The following is a 12,465-nucleotide window of genomic DNA, read 5'->3' as shown; positions in this document are numbered from 1 at the left end:
CCTCTTACTGCTTCAGTTTGGGATCGAGCGCGTCACGCAGACCGTCACCCATCAGGTTAAATGCCAGCACCGTCAGCAGGATCGCCAGACCCGGGAAGGTCACGACCCACCAGGCGCTTTGCGCGAACTGCAACACGTCGGAGAGCATGGTGCCCCACTCCGGCGTTGGCGGCTGCGCACCCATGCCGAGGAAACCAAGAGCAGCCATATCGAGAATGGCGTTAGAGAAACCGAGCGACGCCTGAACAATCAGCGGCGCAAGGCAGTTCGGGAAGATGTTAATAAACATCTGACGCATCGCCCCGGCACCTGCCACGCGAGACGCGGTAACGTAATCGCGGTTAACTTCCACCAGCACGGCGGCGCGGGTTAAGCGCACATAGTGCGGCAAGGCAACAAAGGTCAGCGCCAGCGCTGCGTTACCAATCGACGGGCCGAAAATCGCCACCAGCACCAGTGCCAGCAACAGGCTTGGCAGCGCCAGCATGATATCGACCACGCGCATGATGATGTTATCGACCAGGCCGCCAAAGTAACCGGCGATCAGGCCGAGAATAACGCCCATAATCAGCGATAACACCACCACCAGACAACCGACCAACAGCGACAGCCGTGCACCGTACATCAGGCGCGACATCACATCGCGACCAACATCATCAGTGCCCAGCAAGTGCGCCATGCTGCCGCCTTCCTGCCACGCTGGCGGGGCGAGCAGTGCATCGCGGAACTGTTCCGCCGGGTTATAGGGTGCAATCCAGTTGGCAAAGATCGCGATAAACAGCACGATGACGACGTAAACCAGCCCGACAACCGCGCCTTTGTTGCGTTTAAAATAGTGCCAGAACTCCTGTAACGGGGTCATCGGCACCGGTGCAGTAATCACTTTATTTTCAGTAACCTGTGACATGATGTTCCCTTACTTCTTATGACGAATACGCGGGTTCACCACGCCGTACAGCAGATCGACCAGCAGGTTGACGAGGATAATCATCGTCGCCACCAGCAATACGCCGCCCTGCACCACCGGATAATCGCGGCGTTGCAGCGCGTCAATCAACCAGCGCCCAAGACCGGGCCACGAGAAGATGGTTTCGGTCAGAATCGCCCCCGCCAGCAGCGTCCCCACCTGCAGGCCAATAACGGTTACCACCGGCAGCATGGCGTTACGCAGCGCATGGACGATAATCACCCTAAGGCGGGTCAGCCCTTTGGCTCGCGCGGTGCGGATATAATCTTCACCCAGCACTTCCAGCATCGAGGAGCGCGTCATACGCACAATGACCGCCAGCGGGATAGTACCCAGCACAATAGCGGGCAGGAGCATATGGGCGACGGCATCGATAAAGTTACCGTCTTCCCCCCAGATGGCGGTGTCGATCAGCATAAAACCGGTTAACGGATTGGAATCATCGAGAAACACCATGTCGCTCACGCGACCGGAGACAGGCGTCAGGTTCCAGTGTACTGAAACCAGCATGATCAACATCATGCCCCACCAGAAGATTGGCATGGAGTAGCCGGTCAGCGCCAGACCAACCGCCGTGTGATCGAAAATGGAACCGCGTTTAACCGCAGCCAGTACACCAACCGGAATACCGACCGCAGTCGCAAAAATCATCGCGCAAACACCAAGTTCCAGCGTAGCCTGGAAGCGTGGCACGAACTCTTCCCAAACCGGGATGCGGCTTTTCATCGAAATGCCTAGATCGCCGTGCATAACGCCCCAAATGTAATGGAGATACTGCTGCCACATCGGCTTATCTAAGCCGAGTTCTGCCAGCAATTGCGCATGGCGCTCTGGGGAGATCCCACGTTCGCCCGCCATGATCATCACCGGATCGCCGGGGATCATGTGAACAAAGGCAAAGGTGAGAAGGGTAATACCGATAAACGTGGGGATGACGAGTCCCAAACGTCGGAGAATAAACTGCAACATAACCCGGATTCTCTATAGTGACCCGCAGCCTGGAACTGCGTGTCTGTATTGCTCACCAATCAATTCCCGCCCGTGCCGGACAGGGAATGAAGTATTGCTGCCGGATGGCGCTGTGCGCAGAGGCACAGCACCACCGGGTATGCAGATTGTTGACAAAGTGCGCTTTGTTCATGCCGGATGCGGACTGAACGCCTTATCCGGCCTACAAAATCTGGCAAACTCAATACATTGCAGAATTTTCGTAGGCCTGATAAGCGGAGCACATCAGGCAGTTTTGCCTTTGCCATCAGTCTTGTACGGCTTTTAATTATTCAATAGAGACATTTTCGAAGTGATGTTTTCCTAATGGATCAACCACATAGCCTTTAACTTCTTTGCGTACCGGTTCAAACACGGTGGAGTGAGCGATGATCAGTGCCGGAGCCTGATCGTGCATCACGACCTGTGCTTGTTTGTACAATTCAACACGCTTGTTGTGGTCGTCGGTAGCACGCGCCGGTTGAATCAGATCTTCAAACGGTTTGTAGCACCATTTTGAGTAGTTGGAACCTTGTTCAGAGGCGGCGCAGCTGAACAGGGTGGCGAAGAAGTTATCCGGATCCCCGTTATCGCCAGTCCAGCCCATCATTACCGTCTGGTGCTCGCCATCTTTCGCACGCTTGAGGTACTCACCCCATTCGTAGGTGACGATTTTGGCCTGTACGCCCACTTTCGCCCAGTCCGCCTGAATCATCTCCGCCATGCGGCGAGCGTTCGGGTTATACGGACGCTGTACCGGCATTGCCCACAGATCGATGGAGAAACCTTTTTCCAGACCGGCTTCTTTCAGCAAGGCTTTCGCTTTTTCAGGATCATAGGTGTAATCCTGAACGTCGTCGTTATAGCCCCACATGGTTGGCGGGATCAGGTTTTTCGCTGCCACGCCCGCGCCCTGATAAACCGCTTTGATTATCGCGTCTTTGTTCACCGCGTAGGTCAGTGCCTGGCGAACTTTCACGTCATCTAGTGGTTTTTTCTGCACGTTATACGAGAGATAACCGACGTTCAGCCCCGGCATTTCCATCAGGTTGATGGATTTATCCTGCTTCATACGGGCGATATCTGCCGGGTTCGGGTACGGCATCACCTGGCATTCGTTCTTCTGCAATTTTGCGTAACGCACAGAAGCATCAGGAGTAATAGAGAAGACCAGCGTATCGATCTGCGGTTTGGTGCCCCAGTAGCCATCAAATGCTTTGTAGCGAATACGGGAATCTTTCTGGTACTGCTGTAACTGGAACGGGCCGGTGCCGATTGGGTTGAGGTCCAGTTTTTCCGGTGTACCAGCTTTCATCATCGCGTCAGCATATTCTTTTGACAGAATAGAGGCGAAGTCCATTGCCAGGTCAGCGAGGAACGGCGCTTCCGGACGCGTTAGCACGAACTGAACGGTGTTGTCGTCCACCTTCTTCACTTCGCTGATCAGCTCCGGCAAGCCCATGCCTTCGAAGTATTCGTAGCTGCCGCCAGAAACTTTATGGTACGGGTTTTGCGCGTTTTTCTGACGATCGAACGAGAACACCACGTCATCGGCATTCAGTTCGCGCGTCGGTTTGAATTCTTTATTGTCATGCCACTTCACACCTTTACGCAGATGGAAGGTATAGGTTTTACCGTCTTCGCTGATTTCCCACTTTTCAGCGAGGCCTGGAATCACTTCGGTGGTGCCGATTTTAAATTCAACCAGGCGGTTATAAAGCGGTACGGAAGAGGCGTCATAGGTGGTGCCGGAGGTAAACAGCTGCGGGTTAAACCCTTCAGGCGAACCTTCTGAGCAATAAACCAGAGTTTTAGCCTGAACACTTGCTGCAACGGTCATAGCCACCAGGCTGAGACCAAGCTTCAGCATCCCTGACTTTTTCAAGGAAATACGCATTATTCTGCTCCAATTGTGATGTTTGTTGTTTTAACCCTTTGCAGTGGGTTGTCGTTGCCTGACCTTTTTTGTTTTTTACCCGGTCGGGTCAACGTTATGAGGTGGGGATGCCGTACTAATTAACATCAGTGTAACAGTGCGGATCCTCCATAAAATGCCCCTCGTGACCTACAATCTGTCAACAGAATGTGAAAACGTCAATACAGCCAACCGGGATTTACACCAACGGTGAGAATCCACAAACAAAGATTAAAAAAACTTCAAACCGCTATTTGCAGCAGAGAAATTTGTGCTACTCCAACATAACCAGAACAATCACCTTAATATTTCGCAACAATTGGTGATTAAGTTTTATGCTTTTAATGAAAAAAATCTGAGGAAAAGGTGGATATCTGAGCGATTAATACCATGAACGCTAAAACGCACAGCGGAAAATGCCAGCGCCAGCCATAAGTAACGCAAAAAAAGATTTAAGCAAATATAAAAAAAGACAATGGATTCTGTCACAAATCCGTTAATGGATAGTGAGATATGGGGCGCAAATTTGGCAGGGAAATGTGTGGTGTGGGGGGGATAAGGCGGTCGCGCCGCATCCGACAATGGGTCGGCACATTTGCCTGATGCGACGCTGGCGCGTCTTATCAGGCCTACGTCGAGTCGAACCTCCTGCCCCCGGAGGTTCTCATCCTCTTCAGGCCGCAGAAAGCAAAAAACCAGCCCGTAGGCTGGTTTTTCTAAATTGGTCGGTGATAGAGGATTACTCGCCACTTCGTGGCTCGCCCTGCGGGCCGTTGCTGGCGCAACGTTCTCTCGCTTCGCTCGAGTCGAACCTCCCTCCCCCCGGAGGTTCTCATCCTCATAGGCTACAAATGCAAAAAAGCCTGCTCGCTGAGCAGGCTTTTCGAATTTGGTCGGTGATAGAGGATTCGAACCTCCGACCCCTTCGTCCCGAACGAAGTGCGCTACCAGGCTGCGCCAATCACCGAATGCGGGGCGCATCTTACTGCGCAGATACGCCCTCGTCAATCCCTTAATAGCAAAATGCCTTTTGATCGGCGAGAAAGTCAGCAGGCCGCTTAGTTAGCCGCAACAGCCTTCGCCTGTGGGATGTGGCACCAGTTGTTATTTTCGTTAATTCCACCATCCGGTGAAGTATAGCCGAGACAGCCCATGATGGTGTCGTACAGCTCTACGTGACGGCGCGGTACTTTCATATCGGCTTCTTTTTTCAACTGCGCGAATGCCTGCGCATTGGCCGGATTTTCCAGATATTTATCTGACATCCAGACCATCATCGGCACGCGGAACTGCTCCGGCGGTGCATATTCACGTGGTGTACCATGCAAGTGCTCACGCTCGTTAATCGACTCACCGTGATCCGCCGCGTAGAACACAATTGCTTTCTTATCGCGGAATCTGTCGATCACCGAGTCGATAAAATGATCTACGTAGGTGATGGAGTTATCGTATGAGTTGATCATCGGCGCTTTTGGACATTTGCGATCAATTGCATAACACTCTGGCTTCCACTGGGCAAACTCACGTGGATAACGCTGAGTATAATTGTAGTGCGACCCTTTGGTATGCAGCACAATCAGATGCTTACCTTCTGGTTTTTTCTCCAGAGAACGTTCAATTTCATTCACCAGCAACATGTCGTCTACCGCTTTTCCACGGTTACGTGGCTCAGCCGCGATTTGCTCACGGTAGGCAATGTTGTCAGCCATGGTATTGCTGTAGAACCACATCTCGCTCTGCATGGCGTACAAATCGGAGCTAAAACCCAACTGTTTGAGAACCGCAAATACGTTCTGTTCTTTAAGAGTACGTTGTGGGTTATCTTCCGTTCCACCTTCACGCACAAACATACAGCGTAGTGATAATTTAGTCGCGGTATCGCAAGAATAACCACGATACATCACCAGGTTTTTCTCTTTTGCCAGCTTCGGCGTTGTATCACGCTCGTAGCCCAACATTCCCATATGATCCCAACGCGTGGTTTCACCAATAATGAAAATCACATAGGTGTCGTCGAGATTTTGCGTCGGGGTATAGGTGAATTTTTTCGCCGGATTCATCAGCGAACGATTGTCTGAAGATTCATCCACTTGCGCCCAGGCATACAGCCCCAACGCAGAAAGCCAGTTCGAAGGTAAATAGGAGTTCGCCAACACCCCGCCATAACTAGGCATATCCACCCCAGCCATGCGGTCGGCACGCTTTTGCGCTACATCCATCAGACGTATTGGCCCCCATACCAGCAAGCCCGCTAACAGCACAGTAAGCGCGCTACGCCAGCGTGTTTTCGGGGTACAAAGCTGACGCCAGAAGGTGTCTTGTGAGCGGTTCATCCAGATAAATAGCAACGGGATAATACTCACCAGTACAACCCATGCGATAAGCGTCCAGCCAACCACTTCTTTCGACAGGTCAATGTCGGTGGTCATCACCGAAGCGACAATCCCGTAGCCAATCATGACATTCATAAATGTCATGTAGTAGCTAGCTCCGGCAGAAATCAGCACCAGCAATGAAGCCAGCACTTTCCAGGCCGTTCTGCCAAAAAGTGAAATTAAGCGTAAAAAGAAGAAGGTTGCCAGAACCGTCCCTGCCAGTTCGATAACCGCCGAAACGCCATTAAGAAAAGTGAAGTTATGCGCGTAACCGTCAAACCGACGGAAATAGACTGCGCAATTCATAAACAAACCAATATAGACAGCGAGAAAAAAGCTTAGCTTTTGCTGCGTTATCGTTTTGATGTATCTCATGCAAACAAACCCTGGGATAAAGGGGAAAAAATATCCAGCACTCCGTTTTTGCAGTGGGAGTATCAGGAAAAAATGCAGGAGTAGTGAACGCCATCCCCTGCTCATGTCGTTAAGTAGACCACAGAGAGAAGGAAAAGTGGCAATGAAGTGAGTTTTAGCTACAGATATTTACAAAAAGCAAGTCAGAATGCAGACCAATAATTAACTGTTCTTGTAAAAAAGAGGAGTAATCTCCTCTTTTTCTGCCAAAAGTCCGAAACTGGTTACTCATACTCCACGGAGAAATTGACCATGGCATTTGCATGTCCAGACGTTGCATTGGCGTTTACAACGACATAACTCGCTTTGTAGTTCAGTTGGGTTGTTGTTCCATTTACTGGCCACTCTATCGCCGTTCCACCAGCGACTTTCGGAATCTGTTTTGTGCCCTTGCCGTCAACAATTTGCAGGGCTATTCCCGTTGCGCCTCCGGCATCCAGAGCAAAAAGAGAGTTATCATTGGTGTCAGGAAGGCCGTCCATTGTTACTTTAGCTTTTGATATTCCGTCACAATCTTTTAATTCGATTACGAAATTTTTTTCGTTTATGACTCTTCCGACCGTGACTGGCTTCATTAACATCATTTTCCCCATGACAACTTCTAAATCAGCGGCTTCAAACTCACACCCTTTGGCCACGACTGAAAGAGAAAACGTCAGTTTTCCTGCTTCACCGAGGCTTATTTTGGCTTCAGCGCCGGGAAAATATGCCAGAGCTAAAAAGGGTAACAGGCAACGTATACTATTTCTCCACATGATGACTAATCCATATCCAGAAAGATTGTTGCAACCCCACTATATTGCCCTGCCGCTGGAGCATTTCCGGTCGTGCTGATTGGTGCTGCTTTCAGTTTAATTGTTGCATCGCGATGTTGTTGGGAATCGTTCGAACCGAGGTTTAAGTTAACACTGCTGTTGGTATCGTTAGGCCTTAAGACATTGCCGTTTGGATCCATAACCAACACACCAATGTCTGGGTTACCCATATCGATGGCACGCTCGTCAGCCTGACTTGTGTTTCCTTCAATCCTTAGAGATACCTGAATGCCATCGGTAATATTTTCACAATCGAACTGGAGGTTAATCTCTTTTTCAGTGCCTCCAACTGGAATGGTTCCTTTTTTATTTTTAAATGCCGAAGATGGGTACTCGCCGAAGGGGACATCCAATACCGTACCGGCGTCAATTTTACAGCCTTGTGTAAAGGTCAATTTTCCTGCAATACTGACCGTAGAAAGTGGATCCCTGTATGTATTTTTTTTCTTTGAGGCATACATTGTTGCAATAAGCGTGTAGGGAATTTCCACCTCACCCTGAACAGGCTTTGCTATATAAAATGACAGATAGCCATTACTGCCAAATTGCCCCAGATTATTACCTTTACAGTCTTGAGAAGAGTTATTTAAATTAGGGATCTGACTATTGGCCTCCGGAACACGGAACAACACGCTTGGACCTTGAATCATGGTCATTACTTCCAGCTCATCGGTTAACCGGTAGTATTGCTCACTGTTTATTTTTCGCGTTGCCGTAGATAAGTTACTCACGACTTTAATCAGTGTATCCTTTTCCGTTTTATAAGTATCCGGACACTCACAAATAAAACTAAAAGGCTGCCCAACACCAGCCCATGAGTAAATTAATCTTAATTCAGTACCCGCTTTATTTTTGCTGGCATCCATAATATCAATATCAAAATTGACTGGGTAATCATGAACACCTGAAGTCGATGTACAGGGTCCCCAATCTGCAGCCATAACATTATTGGCCGTAAACAACATGCTTCCAACAAAAAACAGACTTGAAATTTTCATCATATTATCTATCCCTGATCATTGGCAATTTGTTGTCACAGAAATAATACCTGACGATTTTTCCTTAATCGGCAGTTCATATTTCGCAACGCATTGTTGTGAAGTATCTTTACCCCATACGATCTTCACATCCCCTTTTTTAGGCATCCCGCTGATATATAACTGCCCATCTTCACCAACAATACCGCTAATCTGTTCACTTTTATCTGAAACCAGCGTTGCAGTTGCACCAAAGGGGACGCTCACTTCATTTTGCCGAATTAATGTCATAAGAACTCGATAACCCACACGGGTATCGAAATGCGCCCGTACGACAGCTCCTCGCGTTGGCACAACTGTCTGGAATGCGCTGTTCATATCAACACTGTCATTCAACGTTTCACTGCGAATGGACACATCATTTTCACGGTAGATGCTCAGATAAGGAACGACCGCATTACCTTGCCAGTCAACACTCACACCACTATTATTTAATACTTTCGCCCCCCGGGCACCTGGTGCTGAAACTATACCAATGGTTTCACCCAAAGGTTGGGAAAGCGAGATCCCTTCACTGTGCGCTACAATGCCACCACGCAGGCTGTAGTTAGTCTGCTGGTAGTCTTTACCATAGCTGTAACCCACGCTGATATTACCGGCGCCGCCCTGGTACGACAAACTAGCATTACCGCTATTACCAACACCATTACTGGAATACCCTTCCTGAACGTTATAGCTGAGATTGCGATCTTCTAACAGAGTGCCATTGACGCCAAGCTGTTGTGTCGTACGACCATCCTGATCGGTTGTCACGCGGTAGTTACTCCATGCCCGACCAAACGGAATGGAAACATTAAATGACCACAACTGGTCGTTTTCATCCCATTCAGGGCTTTTATTCCAACTGTAAGCAATACTGTAATTAACACGTCCAATACGACCGTTGTACCCGGTAGCCAAAGAAAGGCGCTTACCGTCATCATTCCAGTAATCCTGCTGGGTCATATTGAAATAAACCGACCCATAGGTGCCCAATTGCTGTGTCAAATTACCCTGAATTTCACTACGCTTATGGTAACGGCCGTAATCGCTGTCAGCACCGCTACGCACATCTGTTGCTTCCTGGAAGGTATAAAAACCACTGGTAGAATACTTGTAACCCAATAAACGGAAATCTGTGCCGCTGGCAAAGCTTTTTGAATAAAGAAAGCGGTACGATTGTCCCTGATCGGTTGCATTATTATTTAATGTACTTTTTGCCTGAGTAATATCAACCGATATTGCACCAATAGAGCCAAAGTTTTTTCCCAATCCCAGAGCAAATGCGTTGTAATCCTTAGAAATTAATGCGCCACCATAGGTGGTCATACCAAACGGTAAACCATACATCGCATTAAACTGACCAAAGCGTGGGTTGGCGCTATCGTAATTACCAGCACGGTATTCACCAGCAGAAAGGCTATATTTGAGATGCCCTTCACGTTGGAAAATAGCGACTGAAGAGAATGGCTGAATAAATCTTTGTTCACTACCATCAGCCTCTTTAACAATTACGGTTAAATCACCGCTGTTCGCTGTGGAGTATAAATCGTTAATTTCAAACGCACCTGGCTGAACAAATGCTCGATAAATCACGTAACCATTTTGTTCAATACTGACTTCCGCGTTACTTTTCGCTATCCCTCGAACTACCGGAGCAAAACCACGTTGGCTGTCTGGCAACATTTCTTCATCAGAGGCCAGTAATGCCCCGCGCATCTGCACACTGTCAAAAATATCTGAAGGTGTTGCTGTATCACCCAATGTCAGTTGCGCTTTCAGCGGAACAATGGCCCGTGTTACATAGGTGCCAATATTGTCCCACTGCTTCTCGCCGTTACTATAGCTCCAGTTACTGTAATTTCGCAGACGCCATGCCCCAAGGTTAAGGCCGCTTCGCATACTTAAGTAGTAGCTATCGTTAGTCTGGCTAGTTTCGTTTTTATCCTGGTGATGATTACCATTTTCATCAATGTAGCGATTATAACTTTTTGTATCATGAGAACTGTTACTACCGCTGAAACTGTAATCAAGAAGCAACGCGGGCACACCATCGTCCCAGCGAGATTCAGGTACTGTACCGCGAGCAACCTGCTGCATTGCCGCCTGAGGAAAACTCATCACCAGCTTTTGTTCGCTAAAATCAAAATGACTGGTCGCCTGAGGGATAATTTCATTAAACGCCACACAGGCTTCTGCTGGTATAAGGTTAAGTGCTGAAAAACTGTCTACACGAACGCCCATATCAGCCAGTTGTGTCCGGCTTAAACAAGGTATGAGAAACTCCCCCATCTCCTTTCGTTGGGATTCTGTAGCCGCCTTAAACTCCAGAGTGCGCGTTTCCATTTTTTGTTCATTGACGATTAAAGAAACGCGATATGTTCCAGGCAACTGCGCGCCATGGTCAGTTTCGTACATGGAAAGGTCAACATGCTGGTTGATCCCTGCGGTATCTTCCAGAAAACGCGGATTAAATTTTCCAGCTGTCGCAGAAAAAGAGCCTGCAACCGTAAGCGCCAATACAGATAAAGAAAAGGGCAAAGAAGTGTAAGTGCGCGAAACGACCATCCATGACATTAAGTTGGTTCCCCTGAAAACTATTAATTAATTTCGCGAGTCAGATATTCACCTGAAGAGCCAAAATCATTAATTGTATTATATTTTATTTGCGAAGCACTGTTCACACCTGCAGGCAAATTGATATTCAAAGACCCTTTTGCTGGCACCATACCGGACTTTTCAATTTCGTGTCCGTTAATAAATACATCACTGAACGTGATGTTAAAAACAGTTGGATTGTCAACTTTTATCTGTTTACCGTTTCGCGTAAAACGTAGTTCTCCTGGCGAAGATTTAATATCCCCTTTTAGACCTGCTGGGCGATAAAAAAGCTTGATGCGAGTACGAACTGCAATCTGCAAGACATTTTTCCCTTCATTTTCTTCATTTTGAGAAGGAATCGCTTTGACGTTTACCCAGTAAACAGATTCACGATCCTGAGGTAAGGACGGATTCACATTTACGATACGTAAGATGTTGTTTTTTCCTGGCTCAAGTTTGAATAATGGCGGAGTAATGATGAATGGTGTTTTTTTACTACCCGTTGCATCATCAACCCATGACTGAATAAGAAATTCTTCTGATTTATTTTTGTTTTGTACGGTTAGCGATGCTTCTTTCTTATTACCGTCATAAATCACCCGAGTAGAACTAAGCCCAACCCCACTCGCTAGTGCAGACTGCGAAATTAACACCCAAAGAGTTAACGCAATGAATTTTTTTTTCATCATTCTATCCATGAACTTTGAACACAATTGGCGGAGAATTCATCTTCGCCAATTGTGAAACTAACTATTACTCGTAAGACAGATTGAAATCAACCTGAGCATTACCATAACCAGTAGTTACAGCAGCTAAAGTAGAAACATAGTTTGCGGTGAAATAAAGAACTGTCTGACCTTTTTTCAGGTCAGTGCTGGATTCACCACTATTCATCGCAACCAGGGTGTTGCTGTTATCATAAATACCGATACCTACGCCTTTCGCCGCGCCTGCTTCGGTGCTAACAGAGATAAGTTCAGGTTTATCGGTATCACCAACGCCACTAAAGCTGACTTTCGCCTTTTTCAAAGTGGTGATATCACAATCTTCCAGCTTGATTTCGAAAGGTTTTGATGGTGATTTATCACCGACTGCAGCAAATACAGATTTTTGCACCTGACCCAGTACAACTTCCTGATTCTGAGAATCAACTGACAGTACGCAAGCTGCATCGACGATTTCACCTGTAAATTTCACAGTGCCATCACCGGAATCCGCTGCAAATACGGAACCAGAAGTTAACGCCAGTGCTGACAAGGCAAAAACAACCTTTTTCATGAATAACTCCATTTATATAGATAAATATGCTTAATGTTGTTCACACAACGGGGCGCAGATTATACAAATGGCACTAAAAAATAAAATTATTTTTACT

Annotated in this window: 9 protein-coding genes, 1 tRNA gene and 1 other RNA gene; all 11 read right to left on the bottom strand. The window is 47.7% G+C overall.

Annotated elements, in window-relative coordinates; all coding sequences use genetic code 11:
* Nucleotides 1-4: 4 nt before the first annotated feature.
* Nucleotides 5-907, bottom strand: a complete 903-nt coding sequence (dppC, locus tag A7Z29_RS21665; protein ID WP_105290800.1) for a dipeptide ABC transporter permease DppC — start codon at nucleotides 905-907, stop codon at nucleotides 5-7.
* Between the two features lie 9 nt (nucleotides 908-916).
* Nucleotides 917-1,936, bottom strand: coding sequence for a dipeptide ABC transporter permease DppB (dppB, locus tag A7Z29_RS21660; RefSeq protein WP_000938858.1), 1,020 nt, complete (start codon nucleotides 1,934-1,936; stop codon nucleotides 917-919).
* Between the two features lie 307 nt (nucleotides 1,937-2,243).
* Nucleotides 2,244-3,851: a dipeptide ABC transporter substrate-binding protein DppA gene (dppA, locus tag A7Z29_RS21650; protein WP_001222867.1), complete on the bottom strand. Its 1,608-nt coding sequence runs from the start codon at nucleotides 3,849-3,851 to the stop codon at nucleotides 2,244-2,246.
* Nucleotides 3,852-4,591: 740 nt separating this feature from the next.
* Nucleotides 4,592-4,725: non-coding RNA, RtT sRNA (locus tag A7Z29_RS21645), on the bottom strand.
* 34 nt (nucleotides 4,726-4,759) lie between these two features.
* Nucleotides 4,760-4,836 (bottom strand) — tRNA-Pro (locus A7Z29_RS21640).
* Nucleotides 4,837-4,927: 91 nt separating this feature from the next.
* The gene (eptB, locus tag A7Z29_RS21635; RefSeq protein ID WP_105290799.1) at nucleotides 4,928-6,619 is read right to left on the bottom strand and encodes a kdo(2)-lipid A phosphoethanolamine 7''-transferase; all 1,692 of its coding nucleotides are present in this window, start codon (nucleotides 6,617-6,619) and stop codon (nucleotides 4,928-4,930) included.
* A 263-nt stretch (nucleotides 6,620-6,882) separates the two neighbouring features.
* Nucleotides 6,883-7,413 (bottom strand): long polar fimbrial protein LpfE, encoded by a 531-nt coding sequence (gene lpfE, locus A7Z29_RS21630; RefSeq protein ID WP_000269272.1) that lies wholly within the window; start codon nucleotides 7,411-7,413, stop codon nucleotides 6,883-6,885.
* Nucleotides 7,414-7,418: 5 nt separating this feature from the next.
* On the bottom strand, nucleotides 7,419-8,474 hold the full coding sequence (locus A7Z29_RS21625; protein ID WP_000975825.1) for a fimbrial protein: 1,056 nt from the start codon (nucleotides 8,472-8,474) through the stop codon (nucleotides 7,419-7,421).
* Nucleotides 8,475-8,489: 15 nt separating this feature from the next.
* Complete coding sequence (lpfC, locus tag A7Z29_RS21620; protein WP_105290798.1) at nucleotides 8,490-11,066, bottom strand: outer membrane usher protein LpfC; 2,577 nt, start codon at nucleotides 11,064-11,066, stop codon at nucleotides 8,490-8,492.
* A gap of 23 nt (nucleotides 11,067-11,089) precedes the next feature.
* Complete coding sequence (gene lpfB / locus A7Z29_RS21615; RefSeq protein WP_000726213.1) at nucleotides 11,090-11,776, bottom strand: long polar fimbrial biogenesis chaperone LpfB; 687 nt, start codon at nucleotides 11,774-11,776, stop codon at nucleotides 11,090-11,092.
* Nucleotides 11,777-11,843: 67 nt separating this feature from the next.
* Nucleotides 11,844-12,368, bottom strand: coding sequence for a long polar fimbrial major subunit LpfA (gene lpfA / locus A7Z29_RS21610; RefSeq protein WP_000758160.1), 525 nt, complete (start codon nucleotides 12,366-12,368; stop codon nucleotides 11,844-11,846).
* Nucleotides 12,369-12,465: the final 97 nt, after the last annotated feature.

Origin of the sequence: Escherichia sp. MOD1-EC6842 (assembly GCF_002965705.1) — a bacterium.
GTDB lineage: Bacteria > Pseudomonadota > Gammaproteobacteria > Enterobacterales > Enterobacteriaceae > Escherichia > Escherichia ruysiae.
The sequence above is the reverse complement of the archived record's forward strand: the minus strand, read 5'-3'. Positions and strand labels throughout refer to the sequence as shown.